The sequence below is a fragment of the Parasaccharibacter sp. TMW2.1882 genome, assembly GCF_023337635.1.
Classification (GTDB): Bacteria; Pseudomonadota; Alphaproteobacteria; order Acetobacterales; family Acetobacteraceae; genus Bombella; species Bombella apis.
In genome coordinates this window covers 1-24,901 of record NZ_NWUT01000003.1, presented here as the reverse complement: position 1 = coordinate 24,901, position 24,901 = coordinate 1, and the positions used below count along the sequence as shown (strand labels likewise).

Sequence of the window (24,901 nt, the reverse complement as noted above, 5' to 3'; positions counted from 1 at the left end):
GCCACAGGCACGGGGGAAGTGAAATTCTGCAACATGGCCCTGCCCACAAAATGTTCTGTCCGTTCATTCTATGTCAGTTTTTTAATGAAAGCGAGCCGCTTCTCTTCAGGGCTGCCATCAGGTCAAGGCATGAGTTTCCTTTTCAGCGGGTGGGTTTTTCACTGCTGGCATAGAGCCGCAGATGAAGCCTGTGACCGTTGGAGTAATTCAGTCCGTCAAACTGGTCATACAGAATGCTCTCCGTGCCAAGGCGGGCCAGTTCCTGCTGGAAGGCTGGGTCATCCTTCCTGTCCAGGAGAGCCAGATCGCAGCGTGCGTGGTCATGCAGTTCATGGGCTGCTTGCGATGGTGGCAGCAGTCTGGCCCGGCCCCCGGTAAGGAAGACAAGGCTGGGTTCCCTGTAGGAGGGGGAAATCAGGGCGCTGTCGGGACAGGGGCGGAGCTCCCGGAAGCTCTCGGCAATGCGGGGAGCAAGCTGGATGCTGGTCAGATGGGGAATGACGCAGAGGAAGATGCCCGTTTCGGTCAGCAGGGCGGCACCCATGGCGCAGAGTGCCCCGCCGGACCAGTTCTGTTTCCAGATGAGCCGGAGGCCTGCCAGAAGGAGTGGCAGGCTGCCCAGGGCAGGTATGAGCGCATCCGCAAAGAGGTGGCCTTCCATCCTGTAGAGCAGGACTGGCCCGGCCAGGCAGAAGAGGAGTCCGGCCAATCCCCAGGCGAGGGCGTAGAGGGACACCCCCAGTTTCGTCCAGAGAGAACGTAGCGGTACGAGGGGCCAGACCGTCAGGCTGGCAGCCACCAGAATGGCAATGGCCGGGTAGGTTGGCAGGACATAATGAGGGAGCTTGGTGGCCAGACACTCAAAGATGAGCCAGTGTGGGATGATCCAGCAGAGAAGAAACAGGGTCTCTGGTTTGGCACGTCGCTGCCAGAGGGCTGGGAGAGAGCGTATGGCTGCCAGAGCCCCTGGCCAGAAAGCGAGCAGGAACAGGAGGAGATAATAGCCGGGGGGGAAGCCGTGTGTTTCCTGCGGGTGGGCAATTTTGCCAAGTAGATTGTGGCCTACGGCACGGCGGAAGAACTCACCATGACTGACCAGAGCAATGCCAAGACACCAGGGAAGGACGATGAGTACGCTGAGCAGCCAGCCCCACCCGGCCCGCAACTGTCGGATGAGTGCCGTACTGCGCAGACAGATGGAGAGTGAGATCAGGGTGCCCAGGGCGGGGATGAGAACAATGGGGCCTTTCAGCATCATCCCTACCCCGAGAGCGCTCCAGTAGAGGATGCTGGAACGGCATGGTGTCGTTCTGCCCTTCTGCATGTCGGTGAAATGGCAGAGCAGCAGGGCCTGAAGGCACAGAATATCCAGCAGCAGGGTGCTGTCGATGGTGGCCATCCGGCTCTCTGCGGCAAATAGCGGTGCCACCATGAGCAGGCCTGCCGCCAGCAGGCCTGTAGAAAATCCGAACAGACGGGTTCCGATCCAGGCTGTCAGGAGGATGCTGCAGACTGATGCCAGAAGGCTGGGGATACGGTAGGGCCAGCTTTCATGGCGTAGCGTTTCATCCTGTGTGATGATTTCGGAGGCCTTTACCGCTCCGGCTTCCAGCCAGTAGATGCCTGCTGGTTGCAGATAGCGGGGTTGGTCCTGGAAGCGTATGTCCAGGAAATTGCCGGAAGAGAGCATCTGGGCTGTGGCCTGCATGTAGCGTGGTTCATCCCTGTCCAGCGGGGGCAGGCTCATGCGCCCCGGCAAGGCAGCCAGAAACGCCAGAACGGCAAGCAGAGCGTAATGACGGAATTTTGGAGGCATGAAAACTCCGGTTCGCACTGGATGAACGGGCATGATGCCCGGATCGTCAGAAGGGTCGTCCGGTGCCGGGCGGGGAGAAAGGCTGCTGTCTTACAGTTCGTTCAGTGGTGGTGGCCGACGGGTGCGGTTCTGTAGCCAGAGAACCCCCAGCATGTCACGCACCCCCACGAGAGCCCGGTGCAGATTGGTATATTTGGAATGGCCATGAAGCCTGGCCCTGTGTCGTGTCTCGATGCAGATGAGGGGGGCGCCGTAGCTTTTCATCAAGGCGGGGATGAAACGGTGCAGCCCTTCAAACTGGGGCAGGGAGAGGAACAGGTCGCGTGGGAAGAGCTTGAGCGGCCCGCCCGTATCAGGGCAGTCATCCTTGAGCAGATGCTGGCGCAGACCATTGGCGAAACGGGTGGCAAACCTGCGGGAGAGCCTGTCCTGACGCTTGCGGCGGACGCCAACAACCAGAGGGCCGACAGCCCCTTCACCATGGTTCCATGCGGCTTCGACCATTGTTTTGATGAAGGCAGGGTCGTCCTGTCCGTCTCCATCCATTGTGGCGATCCATGGGGCACGGGCGGCCCTGATGGCCGTGCGCAGGGCCGTAGATTTACCCAGACAGGAGGGATGGGACAGAATACGCAACCCGGGCAGGATAGTGCTGCGGGCTTCCTGCAATTTCTGGAGGGTGTCGTCCGTACTGCCATCATCCACGAAGATGATCTCTGCCGATGGCAGGCTCTCAAGAGCCGTGCGGATTTCCGTACAGACGGGAAGGATATTCTCGCCCTCATTGAGGACGGTAATCACGACAGCCAGCAAGGGACTGGTCATCTCACTGGCTGTCATGATGTCTTACGCAGCTTTGTCACCAAAGGCTTGCGGGAGTGCTTTGAGGCCATCATTGATGAGCCTGTTGGCAAGGTCGGGGTCTTCAGCCAGCTTTTTACCAAGAACGTCCTTTGTAGCTGCCAAGGCCAAGGCGGCCGCCTCACGGCGGATGTCGCGCAGGGCGATTTTTTCGGCAGCTTCAATACGCTCACGGGCCATTTTTTCGTGGCGGGCAACAATCTCTGCCGCATCACTTTCGGCCTGGGCACGCAGCTGCTGGGCCTCAGCATTGGACTTGGCAATCAGTGCCTGAGCCTCTTCCTGAGCCTGCTTGTGGTCACGTCTGGAATCTTCGAGCATCTGCTCGGCCTCACGGCGGAGACGTGTGGCCTCATCCAGATTTTTGCGGACCTCATCAGCCCGGTCATCCAGCTTGGATGTGACAACAGCCCATATCTTGCGACCGAAGATGACGAAGAACAGGACAAAAGCAAGTGCTGTCCAGAAGCGGGGTTCATGAAACATGCTTAGCTCCTCGCAGCATGGGCGTGTTCAACAGCAGCGGCAATGGCCTGCTGGTCGGCTGTGCCAACAAGGCGCTCTGTCAGAACCGTAGCAGTGCTGGATGCGATCTCATTGATGCTGCCCAGCGCATTGCTGCGGGACAGAGCAATCTGCGCTTCAGCCTTCTTGATCTCTGCTTCCAGGCGGGCTGCTGTTTCTTCTGCCTGAACCCGGATTTTCTCCTTGGCCGTATCGCGGATGCCCTGGATGGTGGCGCGGGCCTCTTCCATGGCTTTCTCGCGGGCCTCGCAGAGTTCCTTCTGGGCCTGGTCGGCATCCTTGCGGGCGCGGCGGGCAACGTCCAGATCGTTCCGGACGCGGACTTCACGGGCCTTGATGACATCCGCCACCTTAGGCAGGGCGGAACGGCTCAGAAGCAGGTAGAAGACGATGAAAATGATGGCACCCCAGACCACCTGCCCCTGCAACAGGGGATCCTTGAAGTGGAGCTGGGGCATGCCTTCCGCCACGGCCCGGCCCGGTAAGGCCGCAAGGGGGGCGGCGGCAGACAGGAGGAAACGAGGCGTAAGGCGCATGGGTCCTGCCCTCAGACGAAGAGAATAAGGAAGGCAATCAGCAGGGCGAAGAGGGCAATGGCCTCCGTCAGGGCGAAGCCAAGCATGCCCAGACCGAACACATGCGGGCGGGAAGCCGGGTTGCGGGCGATGGAGTTCACCAGGGCGGCAAAGATGTTGCCGATACCAGCACCGACACCGGCGAGAGCAATCACGGCAAGACCAGCACCAATCTCACGGGCGGGATGAAGAAGATCCATGGTTCAGGTTCCTTTAAGACAGGGCGAAGGAAAACACGTGGAGGTATCGGTCACTCAGTGATCGACAGCCTCACGCAGGTAAATGCAGGTAAGGATGGCAAAGACATAGGCCTGTAGCAGCCCTACCAGCAGCTCAAGTGCCGTCAGTGCGATGTTGAGCACAAGCGGAGTGACAGCCAGCACATCGCCGACAACTCCGAGACCGGCAAGCATGATCGTGAAACTTGCGAAGACTTCCAGCAGCACATGCCCGGCCACCATGTTGGCAAACAGACGGATGGACAGGCTGATGGGGCGGGAGATGTAGGAAAGAATCTCGATGGGGATCAGGATGGGGCACAGGGCCACCGGAGCCCCCTCCGGCATGAAATGTTTCAGGAAGGCGATGCCCTGGAACCGCAGCGAGGTCAGGATGCAGAGAATGAATACCGTGATCGCCAGGGCGAAGGTCACGGCGATGTGGCTGGTGAATGTATAGGAGAATGGCAGCAGACCGATATAGTTGCCGGCCAGGATGAAGAAAAACAGGGCAAAGACGAAGGGAAAGAAGGCCGTGCCCTTCTCACCGATGGTATCGACAGCCAGGCCGTGCACGAACTCGTAACTGACCTCCGCCGCAGCCTGGAGACGACCGGGCACAACAGCCTTCGGCTTCATGCCGAGATAGAGGAACGCCAGCACGACAGCCACACTGATGACCATGTACAGCGGGGCCTGGGAGAGGCACAGGGCCTCACCAAAAGAACCAAAAATCGGATGCAGCTCAAACTGCCCGAGCGCGTCAATCGTCGATCCGCTGGCCACGCTGGCTTCTCCCGTTTTTCTGCGTCCCACTTTCGGGGACATCCATCACATTCACAACACGCCAGACATTCCGCAGGCCGGCTCCCATGCCAAGCATGGCGAACACAATTATAAACACAGGCCTGTATCCTGTCCATCGGTCAAGCTCATAGCCAATGCCCAGACCAACAGCAATACCGGCAATCATGTCACTGGCGATGCGGAAGGCCATGCCGAGGGAGGACTGTTCTGAGAGGGCTGACGGCTTCGCTTTCCCGGTCCGGGGAGCCACCTTCTGCTCCAGCCGGGCGAGACGGTCATCGAACGGCTCACGTCTGGCTGTATCGTGATCGATCATGCGCGATCCCCCATAACTCCCCGCCGTATCTGGCGGGGCAGCGCTCCGTTCCTTTCGTGGCGTGGCGCCATCGGAAAGGAAGCCCGTGCTGGACAGGTCTAGCTAGACAGGCTGTTCAGTCACTGTCAATGATTTCCCGCCCTGCATTTCTGGCATGGCGCCTCAGCCGACGAGGCGCAGCTTCCTGTTCCGGGGGCGGGAGGATGGACCGTCCTGCTCCGGCCCAAAGGGCAGCATGGGGGCTTCATGCTGTTTTTCGCCGGACTCGGCAGGGGCATCAGGCATGCGCTGGCCCAGATAGGCCTCCGAAAGGGCGCGGAAGGCATAATCCAGCATGGATGTCGCATAGCTGGCCATTTCGTCCCCTTCCACCGTGCCGCAGGCTCCGAAGCGGGAATAGGCGAACTGCTCGACAAACACCTCCAGCGGCACGCCGAACTGGAGGCCGATGCTGACGGCCTGGCTGAAACATTCCATCAGCCCACGGGCCATGGGGCTTTCCCGAGGAGGGGTGAGGGACAGGGATGCCAGACTGCCATCTTCAAATTCACCGGTCCGCATGAAGAGACGGTGCCCGCCAATGGAGGTCCGCTGGCTGAAGCCCCCCTGACGCATGGGCAGGGGACGACGGACGCCACGGCCCAGCTTCTCCTTGAGGTCGTCCGTTTCCGGCTCGGGCAGGGCCGGCAGATGGTCGCAGAAGGGCAGGACAGCGTCATGCATCAGGGCGTGTGCCTTGGCACCAGCTGGCTGGAGGGGTGTTTGTCCGTCCAGTGTCAGGGCGAGGGCGGCTTCCGGTGAGAGGCCCTTGTGGGCCAGACGCTCCAGAGTGGAAGGACGCAGCCCACCCTGACTGTTGACCAGCGAGAAAATTGGGCCGAGCCCGCAGGATTCCACATCCAGCAGGGCATCGACCGGCCCGGGGGAGGAGAACCCGGTCTCGATCGTGGCAAGGCCGGACAGGGACTGTGTGGCGGCGCTGATGGCAATGCTGGCCTGCTCCAGGTCTGGTGCCTGCGGGCAGGAGAAGGCTTTTTCCGGCGTTGCAGTACCGGCGTGGGCAACAAGCCGTGTGAAACGGGTGATGGCTGTGGCAATGGCCCGGCCTTCGTCACTGTCATAATCCAGCCCGAGGCCCGCCAGGCAGGCGTCCAGGTCTGTCAGCAGGACAATGCCGGCGGGACCGTCACTGTCGCCACGGGGGGCAGGGTCATCAAAAAGCGGAAGGTCGCCGCTGCGGTAGGGGCGCCGTGCGGCATCCAGCCGACGCAGGCTGTCGCAGGCCAGCTTCAGGCAGGCTGCGAAATGTTCCGTGGCGAAAATGCCATCCTGCACGAAACCGGAAAGCCGGATGATGAAGCCGGGCTGCCCGTCCGGCTCATTGCGCCAGAGAGCCGCGTTGGGTGCCATCTGCTGCATCAGAAGCAGGCAGGACAGGCCACGGCCGACCGGCGGAGCATCCTGCGGGCTGTGTGGCAGGTGGGGGGTGGTGTCGATCATCTCCACCCAGCGGGCGGATTCACTGGCAAGGCGGACAGGCCCACCTTCTGCCGGGGCCAGCTGGACAAGCGCCTGGGCGGCGTCATCACTCCAGACAGAAGGAAGGGTGACCGCACGCAGGGCTGTGCTGTCGGGGTCGATGCTCGTCTGAAGCGTTCTCATGTGAACGCCATTCCAGTGAAGATGCGCTTTCATGCTGACGAGTCTAGTACTGAAGGGGGAATGATGAAACCATGACCGCAGGGGGAAAACGGGCATAAGCGGGCAGAAAAATGGGGATATGGGGGATAACTGCCAGCCTTGGGAGGAAAAAGAAAAAATGGCGTCCATCATGCAGGATGTTGGACGTGAAGGGCTGAGTCCGCTAGAGCGGTACGGCGTGACTGCATGATGGGTCAACAATGCTTGAATGAGGATGTGTTCATGGCTTCGGACAATGCCGGATATATCGCAGCAAGGCGGGCTGGCCGGGAGCGGATGGAATTGCTGGTCGGGCTGGTGGCGGCTGCTGCACTGGTGGTGCTTGTCGTGCTGGCTCTTGTCGGGCGGCAGCATCCGCAGGACAGTGGCTATCCCCTTCATGCGGCCTTTGGCCATGTTGACGGGCTGAGTGTGGGCTCGGATGTCCGGCTGGCAGGCGTAACTGTCGGGCATGTGCGGAGCATGCAGGTGGACCCACACACCTTCCAGGCCAATGTCGTTTTTTCCGTTGCTTCGGACATACACCTGCCAGTGGATAGCGGGGCCATCATCACGTCGGATTCCCTTCTTGGCGGGAAATATGTGGCGCTGACGCCGGGTGGCGATACGGCCATGCTGGCGCCTGACGGGACCATTGGTGAAACGCAGGGGGCCATCAGCCTTGAGCAGCTGCTGAGCAAGTTCATTTTTTCGGTCACGGACTCCCTTCAGAAGAAGGCTGCTCCGGCAGCGCAGTCGGCCGCCGCTTCTGCGGCCGTTCCGGAGCCGGCGCCTGGTGCAGGGCAGACATCACCGTGAGCCACGCCTCTGATGAGCAGACCTGGCTGGACAGGGAGGGGCAGCCCATAAGCTGCACGGGAAAGCTGCGTGTCCTGCGGGACAATGAAGTGGAACTGAGGCAGGTGCTGCGCGATGCCTGCGCCGATGCTTTGCTCATGGAGGTTGGGCCTGTCTTTCTGCGGCACCGCATGGAGCGGCTTCTGGCCGATGTGATGGTGGAAAGTGGTGTCGTCGAGGTGGTGGAAAAGGAAGGTGTGGAGTGAGGATCAGGAAGACAGTTCTGGCCCTGTCCTGTCTGGCGGGGCTGCTGGCCACGGTGCCGGAGAACCTGCGGGCGGAAGGAGTCCGGGGTGTGGCCGCTCCGGCTGTTTATCCGGCCACGGCGTGGCAGGGGCGCAATGGAGCCGTGCTGCGGATCATGCGGCGCCTGGATTCCCATGTGGAACTCGTACCGCTGCATGTGGGGGATGATGCTGTTTATGGGCCTCTGTCCCTCCGGCTGGAGCGGTGCCTTCAGAGGCCGGATGGTCTCCCGGCGCAGACGGCCATCCTGCTGAAGATTGAAGAGAAACAGGAATCCGGCAGTCCGCCCTTCGAGGGATGGATGTTCACGGACGATCCGGCCCTGGGAGCGTATGCAGGTGCCCTGTATGATGTGCAGGTCGTGTCCTGTGATGGGGACAGGGTAGACCCCATGGTTGGGCCGTTGCCAGCGCCTGTGCAGCCGCAGCTGCCCATGGCCATTGCCCCGCATGTGGAGGCGGATGAAGGACGGGGGGCGACCGTGCTGGCACCGCCTTCTTCTGGTGGTAGTGGTGGGCAGGGAGCCGCCTCATCCGGGCCGACATCCCTGTTGCCACCGGCGGCTCCATTGCTACCGCCGCAACCGGCGCAGGGTGTGGGCACCCAGCATTGAGGCTGGATGGATGAGACTGGGAGGATGAGGGGAATGCTGTTTACCGACAAGCGGCAGATCAGGGCCGTCTGGCATATTGGTGGGCTGTATGTCCTGGCCGCCCTGCTCGTGTTCCTGATCGTTTTCGTGGCGGAAACATTCCTGCACATGGTGCCGTGTGAGCTGTGCCTTTGGGAGCGGGGACCTTGGCGCGTGCTGCTGGGGCTGGGTGTGCTGGCTCTGGTCCTGTCCCCCCGTTATGCCCGCTGGGCGGCCGTGGCCGGGCTGGTCTGCCTGGCGGTCAGCGTCGGTCTGGGGGTTCTTCATGTCGGGGTGGAGCATGGGTTGTGGCCGAGCCCTGCGGCGGAATGTCACGTTGGCCTTGTGGAAGGGCATGATTTTGCGGACTGGATGGCCCATCTTCCTGCACGGCCCACGAAACCCTGTGACCTGCCGGATTATCCTTTCGGTCTGCCTGTCTCCATGACGACGCTTTCTGCCCTGTATGCCGTGCTGGTCTTTGGTCTGGCTGTCATGGAGACGCACCGTCTGTTCCGTTTTGTGCGGAATGGTCGGCTGGATGTGTGAGCTGTCAGGCTGAGAGGAGTCTCCAACGGGAGGAAGCCGCCATGACCATGGCTGATTTTCTGTGTCTTTACCGGCAGGGCTTTGCCCGTGTTGCGGCCTGTACCACGCCCATCACTCTGGGCGACCCCCGGCAGAATGGGAGGATCGTGCAGGAGTGGCTGGAGCGCTGCCATGAGCAGGGTGTTGCCGTGGCGGTTTTCCCGGAGCTGGGGCTGACAGGCTACACGCTGGAGGACCTTTTCTTCCAGCAGGTGGTGCTGGATGGGGCGCTGGAAGCTCTGCTGGCTCTGGTTGAGGCGACGGCAGGATGCATGACGGTTGGCATCGTTGGTCTGCCCGTTCGGCGGGGAGATGCCCTGTACAACTGTGCGGCCATTTTCCACCGGGGACGGATTCTCGGCACTGTCCCCAAAACGATGCTGCCCCGGTACCGGGAGTTTTATGAACCCCGGCATTTCACCAGTGGTCAGGGCTGCTCCGGAACCATCATGCTGGGAGGGTGTGCCGTGCCATTTGGGACGGACATCCTGTTTGAAGCAGAGGATGTTTCCGGTCTGGTGCTGGGGGTGGAAATATGTGAGGACCTCTGGGCTCCCCAGCCTCCCAGCGGAGCCCTGGCTGTGGCCGGGGCCACGGTGCTGGCCAATCTTTCAGCCTCGCCGGTGACGGTTGGACGGGCAGAGCACAGAACCCTGCTCTGCCGGGCACAGTCCATGCGGACCGTCAGCGCCTATCTTTATGCAGCAGCCAGCGAGGGCGAATCCACGACTGATCTGGCCTGGGATGGTCAGCTTCTCATCCATGAGGCCGGGGACTGCCTGGCCCGGTCGGAGCGTTTCCTCCAGCAGGGTGCCATGATCATGGCGGATATCGATCTCGACAGGTTGCGGCAGGAACGGCTTCAGATGGGCTATTTCGTCCCGGCCGATGATGATGGAATCCGTCATGTCCGTTTCACTCTGGCACCGGAGGTGAAGGACCGTGGGCTGATGAGGGATGTGCCCCGTTTTCCTTTCGTGCCCTCCCGCCCGGAGCAGTGCGAGCAGGATTGCCGGGAAGCGTGGAACATTCAGGTTCAGGCGCTGTGCCAGCGGCTGAAGGCAGCTCATGCCCGGACCATGGTCATTGGCGTGTCGGGCGGACTGGACAGTGCTTTGGCCCTTCTGGTGGCGGTCAAGGCGGCGGATTGCCTTGGCTGGGAGCGGAGCCGCATTCTGGCCAGAACCATGCCGGGCTTTGCGACGGGCAGTGCATCCCTTGCCATGGCCCATGGGTTGATGGAGAGCCTTGGTGTCAGCGCCGGGGAGCTGGACATCCGCCCCACGGCGAAAGCCATGCTGGTGGCCATCGACCATCCCTATGGGCGTGGGGAGCCTGTCCATGATGTGACCTTTGAGAATGTGCAGGCAGGTTTGCGGACGGATTTCCTTTTCCGTCTGGCCAACCATCATCAGGGGCTGGTGATCGGTACGGGAGACATGTCCGAGCTGGCGCTGGGCTGGTGCACCTATGGCGTCGGGGACCAGATGGCGCATTACAATGTCAATGCCGGGTTGCCAAAGACACTCATCCAGCATGTCATACGCTGGGCCGTGGGGCATGATGGGAGCTTCTCGGCATCGGTCCGTACTGTTCTGGAGAAGATTGTCTCGGCAGAGATTTCACCGGAGCTGGTGCCCGATCAGGGGCAGGGGGTGCAGAGTACCCAACAGATGATAGGCCCGTATCCCTTGCAGGATTTCACTCTCTATCATGTGCTGCGGTATGGCTTCCCGCCTGAAAAGATAGCGTTTCTCCAGTTTCATGCATGGCGGGATGCGGGAAGGGGCGATTGGCCCCTGAACTATCCGCAGCAGGACCGGGTCGCCTATGACCTGCCGGCCATCATTCACTGGATGCGCCTGTTCATGCGGCGTTTTTTTGCAACCAGCCAGTTCAAGAGGTCGGCCATGCCCAATGGGCCGAAAGTGGTGGCTGGGGGGAGTCTTTCCCCCCGTGGGGACTGGCGGGCGCCATCTGATGGGACAGCCACGCTCTGGCTGGCTGCTCTGGAGCGGCTCGAGTCCCGGTTGCAGTAAGGCTGGCTGTTCCGCAAATCCAGATTCGTAGTCTCGGCAGTTGATGGACGCCTTCCATGTGATTCTCATGGAAGGCGTCGTGCGGTTTGCACCTGATGGACGATTTGTTTAATCAAAAATAAATAAATCTGTTGTAATTCAGAAGCCAGATGTTTACTACTCATGAGTGAAAAGAGAGTCCTTGTCAGGCAGCTCCTGAATTCGTGCTGAAGCGTAGGGTTTTGAGGGGGGTGTCACAGATATTCCTTAATTTGGACCCGAGGAGGCCATGAAAAATGTTGACCCTCAGAGCTCAAGGGGGAGGTGAGAAGGGCCGGTCGTTCCGTTTGTGGCGGCAGTTCTGCCTGTTGGCCCAGTTGAGTGTGACAACGCTGCATTGAGGTGAAGTTTCGTGGCTATTGTAACCGTCCCGGGAGGGCAGCAGCATCAGTATCCTGTAAGCATCCCCACGCAGGGGGCAGAGGACCTGAACAGACTGTTTTCAACCTCCTTTGCATCTCTGGTGTCTTCTTCAGGCTCTGGTGATGGCACGCCGCTGGCCCCGTCTGATGTCGTGGGCAATGGTTCAATTGATTTCCGCATGGGGAATGATGCGACCAGTCTGCCGCAGGCAACTGTGCTGGGTGGTCAGGATACTATCTCCGCTGCCGGGGATGGGACGCGGCTTTCCCTTGGTGGAACGCTGAGCTTCCTTGGTGGTGTGGGGTCCGGTACCCACTCTGTTGGTAACAATGCGACCATCTTCGGGACGGCCAATAGTGTCTATCACTATGCCCGCCAGGGAAGTGCTGGTCAGAGCGTCTTCAAGACGGATCATCAGAGTGATGCCCTGCATCCGGACAACATCCTGTTTGATGCATCCAAGTCCCATCAGTCTCTTCAGGCTTTTGCCGGAATTGGTGATACCATCAAGGGTGGTACGGCGTCCGACACGATCACCGTGCACAATACGGTCAGTGGTGGCACTGATGCCGGTGCTACGTTGAGTGGTGGCAGCGGGTCTGCCAATCTCTTCCAGTTCCTGAACAACAAGGGCGGTCATTACACGATTACCGACTTTGGCAAGGCTGCGGGCAACAAGGTTGGCCTCAAGGCGACGGACGAGCAGATCGGCCAGATGCTTGAGCATCAGACCGTCAAGGGTGGCAACACGACCATCGAGCTGCCGAATGATCAGGGCCAGATCACCTTCCTTGATCAGAACCAGCTTCACCCGAAGGACTTCCAGAAGTTCTGATGGGGTGTCTGCCCTTTCGTCAGGGAGGGCAGACAGCATCTGAGTGCAGCTACGGATGAAACGCCGTTTCCGAAGAGGGAGCGGCGTTTTTTCATGCTCTGATTTTCAGGGATGAAATACTGGCTGGGGCGGGAGGATTCGAACCTCCGCATGGCGGAATCAAAATCCGCTGCCTTACCGCTTGGCTACGCCCCAACGCAGACTCTTCTCTTATCCCGAACGGCCAGAAGGGTAAAGAGAGGGCCGCCATTTTTTGTAGGAGGGATCAGTCCAACACGTTGTTATTACTGTTTTCCTCAGGGGCAACATGGTCGGGCAGTCCACCCTCTTCTGTAACCATGTCAGCCTGCCCAGAGGCGGAAGATTCCTTCAACAGGCCCATCCGTTCGGCACGGGCGAGCGTGCTGTCCAACACCTGCATCGTATCGGCAAGGTCTGGGGTTGAGTCTTTCTCCCAGCGTGCCAGCGTTCTGGACCATATGGCCAGCAGGCTGTTGAGGCGGATCATGCCACCAAGGCCGTGACGGTCCAGTGCTGCGGCATCAGCGACCCAGCGCAGGCTTTCCATCGTGGTTCCGGCGAGAAGCGCTGCCAGGGCAGGGTCTCGGGGGAGGGTGTGCATGATGGCGCAGATGCCGGAGCGGTAATCCTGCATGGCATCAAAACGCCGCATGAGCAGATCAAACAGCCGTTCACGAACAGTCGCACCGTAACTTTCCCCGCAGAGTGCGGCATCATCAATCTGGCTGTTCAGCCGGATCAGAATCATGGACTTGAACGGGAAACGCTGCCGGACCTGCTGGAGGGGCAGCCCCGCTTCACGTGAAGCATCAACAAGAGAGACACGCTGCCAGCCATGGCTCTGGGCGAGCTGGAGGGTGGCCTCAATCATGGTCCTGTCGAAAAGCGGGTCGTGATGGTCAAGAGTCATGATGGTTTTCCCTGTCCGTGCGGCTATGGTGATGCAGGCAGAGTGGTGTCTGCCTGCATCCGATGTCAGTCATCCAGCTCACGGGACCGTTTGATGGCGGCTTCGGCTGCCAGCGGGATCAGGCGGGGCCAGTTTTCTTCAGCCATGAAGACATTCAGGGCTGCGGCCGTTGTCCCGTTGGGGCTGGTGACGTTCCTGCGCAGGGTTTCGGCATCGTCCGGCAGTTCATGCAGCATCTTGCCCACACCGTAGATCATGCTGCGGACCAGCGTACGGGCGGCCTGTTGTTCCAGCCCCAGGTCCTGCCCTGCTTTTTCCAGCAGTTCGGCCAGCAGGAAGACATAGGCGGGAGCAGAGCCGGCAATGGCGATGACAGACCGCAGGTCTTCCTCATGTGGAACGGGGACGACCGTACCAACCTGCTCCATCAGGCGGATGGCCAGCTCTTTCTGTTCCCTGCTGACATGCGGTGAGGCGTATAGCCCCGTGCTGCCTGCTCCAACGCTGGAAGGTGTGTTGGGCATGGTGCGGATGATGGGCATGTCCGCCCGGCCACACCATTCAGCCAGCTTTTCGCAGTTCTTGCCTGCCATGACGGACAGCAGGGCGGCCTTGTCCATGCGGGCACCGAGGCTCTGTCGCAGGGCTTTGAGCACGGTTTCCGCACCGGCTGGTTTGACAGCCAGGACGATGATGTCCGGTGTCACGTCCGTAGTGATTTCTTCCGGTGTACGGAAGACGGTGCTGCCTGCCGGGGCGTCCTGGAGCTTCCTGTCCAGGATGAAGAGGCGTGGCGGGTTCGGGCTGTTGACCCAGCCCCGCATGAGGGCGCCGCCCATTTTGCCGCAACCGACGAGAAGAAGGGTGGGAGCTGTCATGATGGGAAGTCTCCGTTCATGTCCTGTGAAAAATCAGTGCTGTGAGGGTGGGGCTGTCAGGGCCTGTTCCAGCTCGTCCAGTCGTGCTTCGAGCTCCCTGAGGCGCTGTTCGGTCCGTTCCTGCTCGGCCCGGGTGCGGCTGGCCATTTCCTGCACGGCCTCGAATTCGTCCCGGCGGACAAGGTTGAGGGAGAACAGCATCTCGTTGATCTGGCTGCGGATCAGCGTATGGACCTCCTCCCGCAGGCCGGATGCGGCAGAAAACGCCGTTCCGGCAAGGCCGGTCAGATCATCGAGAAAACGGGGGCGAGAGACCATGGTGCTACTCCTGGACATTCAGCATTGAAAACGGACCGTCTTTTCCGCCACGACTCTTTCAGAACAGGAAGCCGGTCTGTCAACCGTCATCCCTGTTTCTGCGTTCTTTCTGTTGGAAGCCGCATCTGGCCAGACTATACAGGAAGAATGATTATCGTCACCGGCGGAGCCGGATTTATTGGTTCATGCGTGCAGCAGGCCCTGTTCCGGCAGGGGCGGCGGACTGTCATTGTGGATTATCTGCATGATCAGGGGAAGTGGCACAATCTTGCCAGCCATCCTCCCCACCAGATCATTCCCCCCCATGAATTTTCCGCTTTTCTGGCAACGGTGAGAGGGGTGGAGGCCGTCATCCACCTGGGGGCCATCAGTGAAACGACGGCCCGGGATGGAGACCTGGTCTGGCAGAGCAATGTCACCCTGTCCCAGCAGCTCTGGCGGTGGTGTGTGGAGCATGAGGTGCCGTTCCTTTATGCTTCTTCGGCAGCAACCTATGGGGCGGCAGACCGGCCAGAGCTGTTTGCAGACGGGTTGGACAGCATCGAGGGATTGCAGCCGCTCAATCTTTATGGCTGGTCCAAACAGGCGTTCGACCTCTGGGTGAAGCGGACGGTAGAGGCTGGGGAACCGACCCCACCACAATGGGCCGGTCTGAAGTTCTTCAATGTTTATGGCCCTAATGAGTATCACAAGGGGCGGATGATTTCGGTCATCAAGGTAAAATATGATGAGTTGATGGCCGGTAATCCCATCCGTCTGTTCCAGTCCGACCGGACGGATATTGCGGATGGGCAGCAGAAGCGTGATTTCATCTGGATCGGGGACGTGGTGAATGTCCTGCTCTGGCTGTTGGAACACCCTGCCGTCAGCGGGCTGTTCAATTGCGGGACAGGACAGGCCTGTACATACGAGGCTCTGGCCCGGGCTGTCTGTGCTGCGGCGGGACGGGCAGCAGAGATCGATTATGTTCCGATGCCAGAGAGCCTGAGGGGGCAGTACCAGTCCTTCACGCAGGCTGACATGAGGGCACTGCGGGCGGCTGGATATACGGCTCCTTTCACAACACCGGAGGACGGGATCAGCCATTACATCAAGGGGTATCTGGCATCAGGAAGGCCGTATCTGTGACACATCCGCTTATCTTCCCGGGGCTGGACCCCGTTGCTTTCCAGATCGGGCCGCTGGTGGTGCGCTGGTATGCTCTGGCTTATATTCTGGCTTTCATCATTGCCCTGCCCCTGGCCCGCAGGCTGGTCCAGCTTGGGCCGAAGGTGGCAACGAAGGTAGCCGTGGATGATTTCCTTGCCTATGCGGTGCTGGGTGTGCTGCTGGGGGGGCGGCTGGGTTATGTCCTGTTCTACCGGCCGCTTTTCTTTCTGTCCCATCCTCTGGAAATCTTCGCCACATGGAAGGGCGGCATGTCCTTTCATGGGGGAGCGGCAGGGGTCATCATTGCACTGGCCCTGTTCACATGGCGGCGGGGCCTGAACTTTCTGGCCTTTGCGGACCGGATCGTCGTGGTGGTGCCCATCGGGCTGGCTCTGGGGCGGTGTGCCAATTTCATCAACGGGGAACTCTGGGGACGGCCAGTGGCGAGTGCCGTGCCGTGGGCCATGATCTTTCCCGCTGTCGGGCCGGAGCCACGGCATCCGTCCGAACTTTATGAAGCCCTGACGGAGGGTGTCCTGCTGCTGGTCGTGATGCTGCTGGCTGTCAGCCGCCCAGCCTTGCGGGCACGGGCCGGGTTCCTGTCCGGGCTGTTCCTGTTTGGCTATGCCTGTGCCCGGGCCTTCTGTGAGCTGTTCCGCCAGCCGGATGACAATATCGGCTTTCTGGCTGGTGGAATCACGATGGGGCAGCTCCTGTGCCTGCCCATGGCACTGGCCGGGATTGGCCTGATGGTTCATGCCTTCAGCCGTCCCGCCCGGCAGACGGACTGGATTGCAGAATGACACAGCCTGTCTTCTTACGGTCGCCGCTTCTGCCTGTCCGGCATGGCTTCTTTACCCGGGAGGGGGGCGTGTCTGTGGCTCCCCATGATACCCTCAATGGCGGGTTGGGGACGCAGGACCGGCTGGACAACGTGCAGGAGAACAGGCGGCGGATGGCGGCTGTCGTGGGTGTGGAGCTGGAGCGGTTTGCTGCGCTCCGGCAGGTTCACGGAGCGGATGTGCATGTGCTGCGCCAGGTTGATGAGGTCTGGTCTCATACGCAGGGCCACGAGGCCCTTCCGGCGGGTGATGCGCTGGTGACGGACTGCCCGGAGATTGCCCTGGGCGTAGCCACGGCGGACTGTGCCCCTGTGCTGCTGTCGTCGGACGATGGGCGGATTGTTGGTGCAGCCCATGCAGGTTGGCGTGGAGCTGTGGGAGGTGTGCTGGAAGAGACAGTCCGGCAGATGCGCCTGTTGGGGGCGGAGGGACTCCGTGCCGTGGTGGGGCCCTGCATCGGCCCTGTCTCCTATGAAGTGGGTGAGGACATGCGCCGGGCCGTTCTGGAACGGCACCCGGAGGGCGAGCGGTTTTTCAGCCAGGCAGCAAGAGCTGGGCATTATCAGTTTGATCTGCCCGCTTTCTGCCTGTTCCGTCTGGCAGAAGAGGGCGTGCAGGCAGAATGGACAGGCCATGATACGCTGGCGGAGGAGCGTTTTTTCAGCCATCGCCGGGCAACAGTGCATGGTGACGGGCGGACGGGCCGCCAGATTGCTGTCATCCGTGCGGGGCTGGACTGATAAAAAAATTGTCTTTTTCGCTTTTTTCCGCTAGGGCGGGGCAACCATCCGGCACCCCTGGAGGCCGGTTGGGCATGACAATTTCAGAACGCAGGAGCGTATAACGTGGCGAAAGTAACGACACTGGAGATCTCCCAGCGCGCCAAAGCAGGTAAGGGGGCAGCGCGCGCAACACGTCGTGAGGGCATGGTCCCGGGCGTGGTGTACGGTGGCAAGAAGGAGCCGGCTCTGGTCTCCATCGACCCCCGCATCATCATGAAAGAGCTGCACCGTGGTGCCTGGCAGTCCCGCCTGTACCAGTTCAGCATCGGTGGTGAGCAGGTCCATGCCCTGATCCGTGACATCCAGTTCCATCCGGTGTCCGATGCGCCGATCCATATCGACTTCCTGCGTCTGGTTCCTGGCCAGAGCGTGCATGTTCAGGTGGGCATCACCTTCACGGGTGAAGATGAGGCTCCGGGCATCAAGCGTGGCGGCGTGCTGAACATTGCCCGTCACTCCGTTGACGTGGAAGTTCCGGTCGAGAACATCCCTGAGCACTTCACGGTTGACCTCAGCAAGCTGGACATCAACGACAACGTGCGTTGGGACGACCTCCAGGGGACGGAGCACTCCACACCGACCCTGCATATCCCCAACTTCGTGATTGCCTCCATCGCTCCGCCGACGGTTGACGAGGAGCCGGAAGAGGCTTCTGAGGAAGCAGCTGAAGCCAAGTAAGGGGTATTGCGGTTGTGAAGCTCTGGGTCGGACTCGGTAATCCGGGCGCATCAATGAGCCGCAACCGGCACAATATCGGCTTCATGGCGGTCGATGCGATCGCTGCGCGCCACGGGTTCGGCCCGTGGCGCAAGCGCTTCCGTGGGGAAACGGCGGAAGGCATGGTCGGGCGGCAGAAGGTTCTTCTGCTCAAGCCGCTGACCTACATGAACCTGTCTGGTGACAGCGTGCAGCAGGCAGCGCGTTTCTATAAAATCCCACAGGATGAGATTACCGTCTTTCACGATGAGCTGGACCTGGCCTTCGGAAAGATGCGGGTCAAACGGGGCGGGGGAGCGGCCGGGCATAATGGCCTGCGCTCCATGGACAAGGCCCTGCCCGGCCCTGATTACTGGCGTGTGCGGCTGGGGATCGGCCATCCGGGCAGCCGGGAAAAGGTGCATGGCCATGTACTGGGGGATTTCTCCAGCACGGAACGGTCTGAGCTGGAGCTGTGGCTGGATGACATGGCCGATGCCACGCCACTTCTGGCGCAGGGTGAGCATGAGGCCTTCATGACGAAAACAGCCTTGCGGCGGAACTGAAAACAGAGAATCTAACAGGCCTGCGGTGGCGAGAGATGAGCCAGACCGGCAGGGCACAGAAAGGGGAGAGAGCGAATGGGGTTCAACTGCGGGATCGTCGGCCTCCCCAATGTCGGCAAATCCACCCTGTTCAATGCGTTGACACAGACAGCGTCGGCACAGTCTGCCAATTATCCGTTCTGCACCATCGAGCCGAACACGGGGCGGGTGGCCGTGCCGGATGAACGGCTGGAGGTTCTGGCCAAGGCTGGCAATTCCCAGCGCATCGTGCCGACAAGCCTCGAGTTCGTGGATATTGCCGGGCTGGTCCGTGGGGCTTCCAAGGGGGAAGGGCTGGGCAACCAGTTTCTCGCCAACATCCGTGAGGTGGATGCCATCATCCACGTCCTGCGCTGCTTTGATGATGATGACATCACCCATGTCGAGGGCGGTGTGGATCCCGTGCGGGATGCGGACATCATCGAGACGGAACTGATGCTGGCCGATCTGGACAGTCTGGAGCGCCGCAAGGTCGGGCTGGAAAAGCGTGCCCGTGGCAATGACCGTGAGGCCAAGGAACAGCTGGAACTCATGGAGCCGCTGCTGGCCGCCCTGCGTGAGGGCAAACCGGCCCGTACGGCCGTTCCTGAGGGGAAAGAAGTAGAGGCTGCCCGCCTCCAGCTGATGACGACCAAGCCCGTCCTTTATGTCTGCAACGTGGAAGAATCGGCGGCTTCGACCGGCAATGCCTATTCCGAGCAGGTGCGGAAGAGGGCCGAGGCGGAAGGTGCCGGGGCTGTCATTGTCTCTGCGGCCATCGAGGCGGAGGTCAGCCAGCTTGAGGCTGAGGAACGGACCGAGTTTCTGGATGGCCTCGGCCTGAAGGACAGCGGTCTGGACCGTGTGATTGCTGCTGGTTATCGCCTTCTGGGCCTTCAGACTTACTTCACGGTAGGGCCGAAGGAGACCCGGGCCTGGACGATCACGGCAGGTACGAAGGCCCCGCAGGCGGCAGCCGTCATTCATAATGACTTTGAGCGTGGCTTCATCGCCTGCGAAACCATCGCCTATGATGATTACGTCACCTACAAGGGCGAGGCGGGTGCCCGTGAGGCCGGCAAGCTGCGTGTCGAGGGCAAGAATTACGTCGTGCAGGATGGTGATGTCCTGCTGTTCCGCTTCAACGTGTAAGACAGCCTCATGAAGGGGCCTCGTCCCGAAAGGCTCCCGGCGACTCCGCTGGGGGCTGCTGCATCCCGTTTCGGGGATGGCCGCCGGATGCGCATCGGCCTGCTGGGAGGGTCGTTCAATCCGGCGCATGAGGGGCACATCCAGCTGGCCCGCAAGGCTCTGGCAAGTCTGAAGCTGGATCAGGTCTGGCTGATGGTGTCTCCGGGGAATCCCCTCAAGCCCCGCAAGGGAATGGCGCCGTTCTCCCGGCGGCTGGCAACGGCACAGGCTCTGGCAGATGGACGGCGCATCATCGCCACGGACATAGAGCAGAAGCTGGGGCAGCGTTACACGGTCCGGACCGTGGCCATGCTCCGGCAGCGTTTCCCACAGTGCCGTTTTGTCTGGCTCATGGGGTCAGACGGGCTGGCCCAGTTTTCCCGCTGGCGGTCATGGCGGCGGCTGGCGCAGATGGTGCCGATTGCTGTCCTGCCTCGTCCCGGAAGCATCATACCGGCCCTCAAGGGGCGGGCCAGTTCCGTCCTGCGGCATCATCGTCGTGATGGAAGGGCGGCGTCTCTTCTGCTAGAAAAAGGAAGTGGGCCGGGCTGGACATTCCTTTCGGCACCTCAGAATGACATATCTTCGACCGCTTTGCGTCAAAAGGGGCTGTTCTGCCCGTCTGTCGATCAGGAGTGAGAACCATCATCAACGCGACTGAAACCCCCGCTTCCGCCCCTCATAGTGATGAGGAAGGGCTGGCCCGTCTTCTGTCTGTCATTACGGACAGTCTGGATGAAGACAAGGCCGAGAACATTGTCGTGCTGGACCTGACAGGTCGTGCCGGATTCGCTGAGCGCATGGTCATTGCTTCCGGTCTTTCCGAGCGTCAGATTTCTGCCATGGCCCAGCATCTGGAACGTCGCCTGAAGGAAGAAAATCTTGCCCGCCCGCAGATTGAAGGGGACCAGGGCAGTGACTGGGTTCTGATGGATGCAGGAGATGTGGTTGTCCATCTCTTCATGCCGGAAAGCCGTGAGCTTTATGCGCTGGAACGCATGTGGGGTGGTGACTTTGATGCGGCTGTGGAAGAAATTGCCGTTGAATGAGGTGGTGGCTGGCGAGAGGGTTTTCTGATGAAGCTCATCGCCGTAGGAAAGCTGAAGGCCGGCCCGGAACGGGAGCTGCTGGAGCGGTACTGCGCCCGGTTGCGCCCGAAGCTGGAGATTGTGGAAGTGGCCCAGGGCCGGGGTGCTCCTGCCGAACTGAAACGGCGGGAGGCCGATTCCCTTCTGGCTGCCTGTCCTGACAATGCGTTTCTTGTGGCGATGGATGAAGGGGGCCGTCTGCTGGATAGCCCGGCCTTTTCGTCCCGATTGCAGACGTGGCAGGAGAGTGGCCGCCCTGTCTGTTTCATGATTGGGGGAGCCGAAGGGTTTGATGCCGCCATTCTTCAGCGGGCGGATGCTGTTTTTTCGCTGGGGAAGTTGACATGGCCACACATGCTGGTGCGGGTCATGCTGGCGGAGCAGCTCTTCCGGGCACAGTCCATCCAGACAGGTCATCCATACCACAAAGCCGGACGTCCCTGAGGGAACGGTCCGGCTTTGTGGGATTACGGTCGTGAGGTCCAGTTCTTACTGGAGAGACCGGCTGGGAGCCTCGTCTCCGAAGAAGCTGGCATCAGCCGGAACGGAGGCTGTTTCCATGTCACTGGCCGTTCCTTTGGCAATGACATTGCGGTACCGTGTGGAAACAGGGGCAGAACCGTCCTGACGGTTGTAGATGAAGCCATGCGTCGGATAGATGCTGCCGAGACGTTCCCCATTGCCCGGGAGAGCCACACGGACAGCTGTCCAGTCATTCTCAGGAGACACGTCTACCACTTTCGTGTTGTGGCTGATGCCGTTGGAGGCCCAGTGTGCCTGGTCGATCATGATGGTCCGGCTGTCGATCTGCCGACGGACAACGGCAACATGCCCAAGTGGCATACGGCGTGTGGGACGGAAGCTGAGGACAGCACCGGGCTCGGGCTGCTGGCCACGGGCGTACATGCCTTCAGCATTGCGCCACCAGTCCCGTGCATTGCCACGGATGTGGAAGTCCGTGCTCTGGTGCACATAGGCAACGCACTGGATGACATGGGCATGACCATAGTGGCGGTAATGCCTGTGCAGGAAGTGGCTGCTTCTGATCAAACGGCTTGAATGGCGGACATGGTGCCTCGCTTCGGCCTTGGGAGCGCAGAATGCTGCCGCAGATAATACCAGACATGATAAAAATAACCGTTTCCCGGCACGGCGCATGATACCTCTTCCCGTTCTGTTTGACCGAAGTGGACCTCACTCTTTCAGTAGTTCCGGGAAACTATCAGAAGAAGCCTGTGAATGACAAGACAAATAATGGCATGAAATGGGCAGAGAAACCTGAATAAGATTTAACATTAGGAAATATATACCAATTAGAAATATGTTTCAGGCTGATCATACTCATTTGGCAAGGCAAAGCCTGCAAGAGGCATGGCCCTCCGGAAAGGTAAAGGAGAAATGGCTCCAGAAACTGTATTTAGATCCGAATCTTCTATTCGTCTACTCTGCTTTTCTTGCTGCAGTATTTTATTTCATGGGTGTGGAGTGTGGGGAAGTGGTGGTTTCTTGTCGGGTAGGGGTATGACGTTGTAGATCATTTCTTGTTTGATGCCCGGAAATGGAAGCCCGTCATGAAATTAACCTTGCGGAAAGTGACCGTGACACCGATTCGTCAGAACTGCACGATTCTGTCGGACCAGATGGGGCGGGCGATTGTTGTCGACCCTGGCGGAGAAAGTGTGCGGCTGGCCCGGGAAGCCGAGGGGCTGCATGTCGAGGCCATCCTGCTGACACATGGTCATCTTGATCATGCCGGAGGTGCTGCCGACCTCAAGAAACTGCTGACGGACCGGCAGGGGGGTGACGTGCCTGTCATCGGGCCGTTGCGGGAGGACCTGTTTCTGCTGTCGAGAATCGAGCAGCAGGCGGCTGCTTTCGGGCTGGATGGCATGAAAAGCGTCACACCGGACCGTTTTTCCAGCGACGGGGATATACTGTCCTTTCTTGGGCATGACATTGAGGTTGCTCATGTTCCCGGTCATACGCCCGGTCATGTCGTGTTCATCCTGCGGCAGGCAGGGCTGGTGATTGCCGGTGATACGCTGTTCCGTGGTACGGTGGGGCGGACAGACTTCCCCTATGGCAATGAAAGACAGCTGCTGGAGGGGATCCGCAGCAGACTGTTCACTCTTCCGGCCGATACCATCGTCCTGCCGGGTCATGGCCTGCCGACCACGATAGGGGAAGAGCGGCAGCATAATCCGGCATTTCAGCACTGATCGGCATGGTGGTGCAGATAAGGAGAGGGATGATGAAAAGAGTTTATCAGTGGGGTCTTTTGGCAGGTGGACTCGTCCTGGCGGGTCTGGCTGCTGCTGGTGGCATGGTTCGGGCTGAAGAAACGGTTACGGAGGCACAGCCACCATTACCCGAAGTTGCCTTGACCATTACCGATCAGACCGGGCGCAGCCATGCCTTCAGGGTGGAAGTGGCCAGCACGCCACGCCAGCAGGAAGTGGGTGAGATGTTCCGCAAGGAGATAAAGCCGGATCATGGCATGCTGTTTGTCTGGCCTGCCCCGCAGGAATCCGCCATGTGGATGCGCAACACCTTCATCTCGCTGGACATGATCTTCATTGATGATCAGAACCGCATTCACGCCATTGAGGAACATACAACACCCCTGAGTGAGGGAATCATCAGCAGTCATGGGCCTGTCCGGGCTGTTCTGGAGCTTCCTGCCGGAACGGCGGAAAGGCTGGGGCTGGTGGTGGGGAACCGCATCGTGTCCGATGCTCTGCCTGGTGGGGCACACTGAATGTGTCCCGCACGGTTTTCATAACAGGGGTTGCTGGGTTCATCGGGTCCCATGTGGCCCGTGTCCTGCTGGCTCGTGGATGGCGTGTCATCGGGCTTGATAGTGAGCAGTCCACTCCGGCCATGGCGCCTTTGCGGCTTGCTGCACTGCATGGGCAGTCTGGCTTTCATTATGTCAGGGCCAATGTGCGTGATCAGGCTGCCCTGGCAGGTCTGTTCGCACAGTATCCTGACATTGATACGGTTCTGCATCTCGCTGCCCGGGCGGGGGTCAGGCAGTCTCGGCTCAAGCCCCATGCCTATATAGAGGACAACATTGCTGGTCAGGTCAGTCTGTTGGAAGCCTGCCGGACCCTGTCCCGGTTGCGGCAGATTCTCTATGCCTCGTCCTCCGCCGTGTATGGGCCTTCGGCGGCCCTTCCTTTCTCCGAATCCGTTCCTGTTGGGGCGCAGGCATCTTTTTATGCCACGACCAAAAGGATGAACGAGCTTACGGCGCAGACCTACAGTCATCTTTACGGGTTTGCCCAGACCGGTCTGCGTTTCTTTACGGTATATGGCCCGATGGGGCGCCCGGACATGGCCTGTTATGGTTTTGCCAGAGCGATTCAGGCGGGGCATCCTTTGACCCTCTGGGATGCCGAAGGGCTGGCAAGGGATTTCACGTATATTGATGATGTCGTAGAGGCGATTCTGCATCTGATGGATGCGCCGCCGAGTGCAGGAGAAAGCCGACTCTTCAACGTGGGATATGGGCAGCCCCGTCTTGTGAGGGATCTGATCCGGTGTCTTGAAACATCTCTGGAACGACAGGCCATTATCCAGAAAGCTCCCAGACCTGCGGAGGATATGCTGGAGACATGGGCTGATACGACCGCTCTGAAGGCAGCGATTCCATGGGAACCGCAGGTGTCTCTGGAGGAAGGAATCAGCCGGTTTGTGGCGTGGCTCTGCGGAAATTCAGAATATTTTAACTTTTTTTGAAGTTTTTTTGATTTTTTTGGTGTGATGGGGTTGTGCGGTGAGGGGGATCTGCGTATAAGCCCATTCACCGGCGGCGCTGGGGCGGGAGTTCTGGGGCGGCTGGGGTGGTCATTGACAAGAGAATATGGGTTATAAAGTAGAGACTGGAAGGGATATGTTGGCGGCGTTTTCGTTGGCGAAGGCTGATGGAAGACGGAAGCTGATGTATCTGACTTTAAGTTTGATGCGTTGAATTGAGCTAGATGTTTTATTCTGTTGGTCTGGATTGAACCTGAGAGTTTGATCCTGGCTCAGAGCGAACGCT

At 60.0% G+C, this 24,901-nt stretch carries 30 protein-coding genes and 1 tRNA gene; 18 read left to right on the top strand and 13 right to left on the bottom strand.

Annotated features, from left to right (window positions below):
• Window positions 1-142 precede the first annotated feature (142 nt).
• From CO583_RS07675 to CO583_RS07640, 8 genes are all read right to left on the bottom strand, one after another.
• Entirely contained in the window at window positions 143-1,816 is a 1,674-nt protein-coding gene (locus tag CO583_RS07675) for a glycosyltransferase family 39 protein (RefSeq protein WP_154981084.1), read from the bottom strand.
• 90 nt (window positions 1,817-1,906) lie between these two features.
• Window positions 1,907-2,641 (bottom strand): glycosyltransferase family 2 protein, encoded by a 735-nt coding sequence (locus CO583_RS07670; protein WP_408902083.1) that lies wholly within the window; start codon window positions 2,639-2,641, stop codon window positions 1,907-1,909.
• Between the two features lie 21 nt (window positions 2,642-2,662).
• On the bottom strand, window positions 2,663-3,163 hold the full coding sequence (locus tag CO583_RS07665) for an ATP synthase F0 subunit B (RefSeq protein WP_081562458.1): 501 nt from the start codon (window positions 3,161-3,163) through the stop codon (window positions 2,663-2,665).
• Between the two features lie 2 nt (window positions 3,164-3,165).
• The gene (locus tag CO583_RS07660) at window positions 3,166-3,738 is read right to left on the bottom strand and encodes a hypothetical protein (protein WP_081562459.1); all 573 of its coding nucleotides are present in this window, start codon (window positions 3,736-3,738) and stop codon (window positions 3,166-3,168) included.
• Between the two features lie 11 nt (window positions 3,739-3,749).
• Window positions 3,750-3,977, bottom strand: coding sequence for an ATP synthase subunit C family protein (locus CO583_RS07655; protein ID WP_018979931.1), 228 nt, complete (start codon window positions 3,975-3,977; stop codon window positions 3,750-3,752).
• A 54-nt stretch (window positions 3,978-4,031) separates the two neighbouring features.
• Complete coding sequence (locus tag CO583_RS07650; protein WP_043559242.1) at window positions 4,032-4,781, bottom strand: F0F1 ATP synthase subunit A; 750 nt, start codon at window positions 4,779-4,781, stop codon at window positions 4,032-4,034.
• On the bottom strand, window positions 4,759-5,118 hold the full coding sequence (locus CO583_RS07645) for an AtpZ/AtpI family protein (protein ID WP_043559245.1): 360 nt from the start codon (window positions 5,116-5,118) through the stop codon (window positions 4,759-4,761). Before CO583_RS07645 ends, CO583_RS07650 begins: the two co-directional genes overlap by 23 nt.
• Window positions 5,119-5,280: 162 nt before the next feature.
• Complete coding sequence (locus CO583_RS07640; RefSeq protein WP_227656489.1) at window positions 5,281-6,780, bottom strand: vitamin B12-dependent ribonucleotide reductase; 1,500 nt, start codon at window positions 6,778-6,780, stop codon at window positions 5,281-5,283.
• Window positions 6,781-7,041: 261 nt separating this feature from the next.
• Between CO583_RS07640 and mlaD the strand changes: the two genes are divergently transcribed.
• The 6 genes from mlaD to CO583_RS07610 all read left to right on the top strand — a co-directional run bounded on the left by mlaD (window position 7,042) and on the right by CO583_RS07610 (window position 12,397).
• Entirely contained in the window at window positions 7,042-7,617 is a 576-nt protein-coding gene (gene mlaD / locus CO583_RS07635; protein WP_249103339.1) for an outer membrane lipid asymmetry maintenance protein MlaD, read from the top strand.
• Entirely contained in the window at window positions 7,614-7,862 is a 249-nt protein-coding gene (locus CO583_RS07630) for a hypothetical protein (RefSeq protein ID WP_248461201.1), read from the top strand. The genes mlaD and CO583_RS07630 overlap by 4 nt, the downstream gene beginning before the upstream one ends.
• The gene (locus CO583_RS07625) at window positions 7,859-8,515 is read left to right on the top strand and encodes a DUF2155 domain-containing protein (protein WP_249103337.1); all 657 of its coding nucleotides are present in this window, start codon (window positions 7,859-7,861) and stop codon (window positions 8,513-8,515) included. Before CO583_RS07630 ends, CO583_RS07625 begins: the two co-directional genes overlap by 4 nt.
• A gap of 33 nt (window positions 8,516-8,548) precedes the next feature.
• The gene (locus CO583_RS07620; protein WP_043559250.1) at window positions 8,549-9,082 is read left to right on the top strand and encodes a disulfide bond formation protein B; all 534 of its coding nucleotides are present in this window, start codon (window positions 8,549-8,551) and stop codon (window positions 9,080-9,082) included.
• Window positions 9,083-9,129: 47 nt separating this feature from the next.
• Window positions 9,130-11,160 (top strand): NAD(+) synthase, encoded by a 2,031-nt coding sequence (locus tag CO583_RS07615; protein WP_249103363.1) that lies wholly within the window; start codon window positions 9,130-9,132, stop codon window positions 11,158-11,160.
• Between the two features lie 391 nt (window positions 11,161-11,551).
• Window positions 11,552-12,397, top strand: coding sequence for a hypothetical protein (locus tag CO583_RS07610; protein WP_052348986.1), 846 nt, complete (start codon window positions 11,552-11,554; stop codon window positions 12,395-12,397).
• A 120-nt stretch (window positions 12,398-12,517) separates the two neighbouring features.
• Here CO583_RS07610 and CO583_RS07605 read toward each other — a convergent pair.
• From CO583_RS07605 to CO583_RS07590, 4 genes are all read right to left on the bottom strand, one after another.
• Window positions 12,518-12,592, bottom strand: a tRNA-Gln gene (locus CO583_RS07605).
• A gap of 70 nt (window positions 12,593-12,662) precedes the next feature.
• Window positions 12,663-13,328, bottom strand: coding sequence for a TetR family transcriptional regulator (locus CO583_RS07600; protein WP_081562465.1), 666 nt, complete (start codon window positions 13,326-13,328; stop codon window positions 12,663-12,665).
• Window positions 13,329-13,393: 65 nt separating this feature from the next.
• Window positions 13,394-14,206: a pyrroline-5-carboxylate reductase gene (gene proC / locus CO583_RS07595; RefSeq protein ID WP_043559257.1), complete on the bottom strand. Its 813-nt coding sequence runs from the start codon at window positions 14,204-14,206 to the stop codon at window positions 13,394-13,396.
• Between the two features lie 33 nt (window positions 14,207-14,239).
• A complete protein-coding gene (locus CO583_RS07590; RefSeq protein ID WP_043559260.1) occupies window positions 14,240-14,524 on the bottom strand; it encodes an accessory factor UbiK family protein in 285 nt (94 codons plus the stop codon).
• A 147-nt stretch (window positions 14,525-14,671) separates the two neighbouring features.
• On the opposite strand from CO583_RS07590, the gene rfaD reads away from it, so the two are divergent.
• The 9 genes from rfaD (at window position 14,672) to CO583_RS07545 (ending at window position 21,300) form a co-directional block, all read left to right on the top strand.
• Entirely contained in the window at window positions 14,672-15,652 is a 981-nt protein-coding gene (rfaD, locus tag CO583_RS07585; RefSeq protein ID WP_043559263.1) for an ADP-glyceromanno-heptose 6-epimerase, read from the top strand.
• A complete protein-coding gene (gene lgt, locus CO583_RS07580) occupies window positions 15,649-16,476 on the top strand; it encodes a prolipoprotein diacylglyceryl transferase (RefSeq protein WP_181005229.1) in 828 nt (275 codons plus the stop codon). The genes rfaD and lgt overlap by 4 nt, the downstream gene beginning before the upstream one ends.
• Window positions 16,473-17,255 (top strand): peptidoglycan editing factor PgeF, encoded by a 783-nt coding sequence (pgeF, locus tag CO583_RS07575; RefSeq protein ID WP_249103334.1) that lies wholly within the window; start codon window positions 16,473-16,475, stop codon window positions 17,253-17,255. The genes lgt and pgeF overlap by 4 nt, the downstream gene beginning before the upstream one ends.
• A 105-nt stretch (window positions 17,256-17,360) precedes the next feature.
• Entirely contained in the window at window positions 17,361-17,975 is a 615-nt protein-coding gene (locus tag CO583_RS07570) for a 50S ribosomal protein L25/general stress protein Ctc (protein ID WP_043559269.1), read from the top strand.
• Window positions 17,976-17,989: 14 nt separating this feature from the next.
• Window positions 17,990-18,559 (top strand): aminoacyl-tRNA hydrolase, encoded by a 570-nt coding sequence (gene pth, locus CO583_RS07565; protein WP_043559272.1) that lies wholly within the window; start codon window positions 17,990-17,992, stop codon window positions 18,557-18,559.
• 75 nt (window positions 18,560-18,634) lie between these two features.
• On the top strand, window positions 18,635-19,729 hold the full coding sequence (gene ychF, locus CO583_RS07560) for a redox-regulated ATPase YchF (protein WP_043559276.1): 1,095 nt from the start codon (window positions 18,635-18,637) through the stop codon (window positions 19,727-19,729).
• 87 nt (window positions 19,730-19,816) lie between these two features.
• A complete protein-coding gene (locus CO583_RS07555) occupies window positions 19,817-20,407 on the top strand; it encodes a nicotinate-nucleotide adenylyltransferase (RefSeq protein WP_043559278.1) in 591 nt (196 codons plus the stop codon).
• A 5-nt stretch (window positions 20,408-20,412) separates the two neighbouring features.
• Window positions 20,413-20,817, top strand: coding sequence for a ribosome silencing factor (gene rsfS / locus CO583_RS07550; protein WP_408902068.1), 405 nt, complete (start codon window positions 20,413-20,415; stop codon window positions 20,815-20,817).
• 27 nt (window positions 20,818-20,844) lie between these two features.
• Window positions 20,845-21,300, top strand: coding sequence for a 23S rRNA (pseudouridine(1915)-N(3))-methyltransferase RlmH (locus CO583_RS07545; RefSeq protein WP_043559281.1), 456 nt, complete (start codon window positions 20,845-20,847; stop codon window positions 21,298-21,300).
• A 45-nt stretch (window positions 21,301-21,345) separates the two neighbouring features.
• Here CO583_RS07545 and CO583_RS07540 read toward each other — a convergent pair whose 3' ends face one another.
• The gene (locus CO583_RS07540) at window positions 21,346-21,906 is read right to left on the bottom strand and encodes a CHAP domain-containing protein (protein WP_227449743.1); all 561 of its coding nucleotides are present in this window, start codon (window positions 21,904-21,906) and stop codon (window positions 21,346-21,348) included.
• Window positions 21,907-22,427: 521 nt separating this feature from the next.
• Here CO583_RS07540 and CO583_RS07535 point away from each other — a divergent pair.
• Genes CO583_RS07535 through CO583_RS07525 form a run of 3 tightly spaced genes read left to right on the top strand, consistent with a single transcriptional unit; the run spans window position 22,428 to window position 24,597 of the window.
• The gene (locus tag CO583_RS07535; protein WP_154980863.1) at window positions 22,428-23,075 is read left to right on the top strand and encodes an MBL fold metallo-hydrolase; all 648 of its coding nucleotides are present in this window, start codon (window positions 22,428-22,430) and stop codon (window positions 23,073-23,075) included.
• A 29-nt stretch (window positions 23,076-23,104) separates the two neighbouring features.
• Entirely contained in the window at window positions 23,105-23,614 is a 510-nt protein-coding gene (locus CO583_RS07530; RefSeq protein ID WP_052348988.1) for a DUF192 domain-containing protein, read from the top strand.
• A gap of 2 nt (window positions 23,615-23,616) precedes the next feature.
• Window positions 23,617-24,597, top strand: coding sequence for an NAD-dependent epimerase/dehydratase family protein (locus CO583_RS07525; protein ID WP_248630703.1), 981 nt, complete (start codon window positions 23,617-23,619; stop codon window positions 24,595-24,597).
• The last annotated feature ends 304 nt before the right edge of the window (window positions 24,598-24,901 follow it).

What these genes read in the sequence shown, in the direction of transcription:
- CO583_RS07675 (WP_154981084.1), bottom strand. Translation starts at nt 1,816, where the DNA reads ATGCCTCCAAAATTCCGTCATTACGCTCTGCTTGCCGTTCTGGCGTTT.
- CO583_RS07670 (WP_408902083.1), bottom strand. Translation starts at nt 2,641, where the DNA reads ATGACCAGTCCCTTGCTGGCTGTCGTGATTACCGTCCTCAATGAGGGC.
- CO583_RS07665 (WP_081562458.1), bottom strand. Translation starts at nt 3,163, where the DNA reads ATGTTTCATGAACCCCGCTTCTGGACAGCACTTGCTTTTGTCCTGTTC.
- CO583_RS07660 (WP_081562459.1), bottom strand. Translation starts at nt 3,738, where the DNA reads ATGCGCCTTACGCCTCGTTTCCTCCTGTCTGCCGCCGCCCCCCTTGCG.
- CO583_RS07655 (WP_018979931.1), bottom strand. Translation starts at nt 3,977, where the DNA reads ATGGATCTTCTTCATCCCGCCCGTGAGATTGGTGCTGGTCTTGCCGTG.
- CO583_RS07645 (WP_043559245.1), bottom strand. Translation starts at nt 5,118, where the DNA reads ATGATCGATCACGATACAGCCAGACGTGAGCCGTTCGATGACCGTCTC.
- CO583_RS07640 (WP_227656489.1), bottom strand. Translation starts at nt 6,780, where the DNA reads ATGAGAACGCTTCAGACGAGCATCGACCCCGACAGCACAGCCCTGCGT.
- mlaD (WP_249103339.1), top strand. Translation starts at nt 7,042, where the DNA reads ATGGCTTCGGACAATGCCGGATATATCGCAGCAAGGCGGGCTGGCCGG.
- CO583_RS07620 (WP_043559250.1), top strand. Translation starts at nt 8,549, where the DNA reads ATGCTGTTTACCGACAAGCGGCAGATCAGGGCCGTCTGGCATATTGGT.
- CO583_RS07615 (WP_249103363.1), top strand. Translation starts at nt 9,130, where the DNA reads ATGGCTGATTTTCTGTGTCTTTACCGGCAGGGCTTTGCCCGTGTTGCG.
- CO583_RS07600 (WP_081562465.1), bottom strand. Translation starts at nt 13,328, where the DNA reads ATGACTCTTGACCATCACGACCCGCTTTTCGACAGGACCATGATTGAG.
- proC (WP_043559257.1), bottom strand. Translation starts at nt 14,206, where the DNA reads ATGACAGCTCCCACCCTTCTTCTCGTCGGTTGCGGCAAAATGGGCGGC.
- CO583_RS07590 (WP_043559260.1), bottom strand. Translation starts at nt 14,524, where the DNA reads ATGGTCTCTCGCCCCCGTTTTCTCGATGATCTGACCGGCCTTGCCGGA.
- rfaD (WP_043559263.1), top strand. Translation starts at nt 14,672, where the DNA reads ATGATTATCGTCACCGGCGGAGCCGGATTTATTGGTTCATGCGTGCAG.
- pgeF (WP_249103334.1), top strand. Translation starts at nt 16,473, where the DNA reads ATGACACAGCCTGTCTTCTTACGGTCGCCGCTTCTGCCTGTCCGGCAT.
- ychF (WP_043559276.1), top strand. Translation starts at nt 18,635, where the DNA reads ATGGGGTTCAACTGCGGGATCGTCGGCCTCCCCAATGTCGGCAAATCC.
- CO583_RS07555 (WP_043559278.1), top strand. Translation starts at nt 19,817, where the DNA reads ATGCGCATCGGCCTGCTGGGAGGGTCGTTCAATCCGGCGCATGAGGGG.
- CO583_RS07545 (WP_043559281.1), top strand. Translation starts at nt 20,845, where the DNA reads ATGAAGCTCATCGCCGTAGGAAAGCTGAAGGCCGGCCCGGAACGGGAG.
- CO583_RS07535 (WP_154980863.1), top strand. Translation starts at nt 22,428, where the DNA reads ATGAAATTAACCTTGCGGAAAGTGACCGTGACACCGATTCGTCAGAAC.
- CO583_RS07530 (WP_052348988.1), top strand. Translation starts at nt 23,105, where the DNA reads ATGATGAAAAGAGTTTATCAGTGGGGTCTTTTGGCAGGTGGACTCGTC.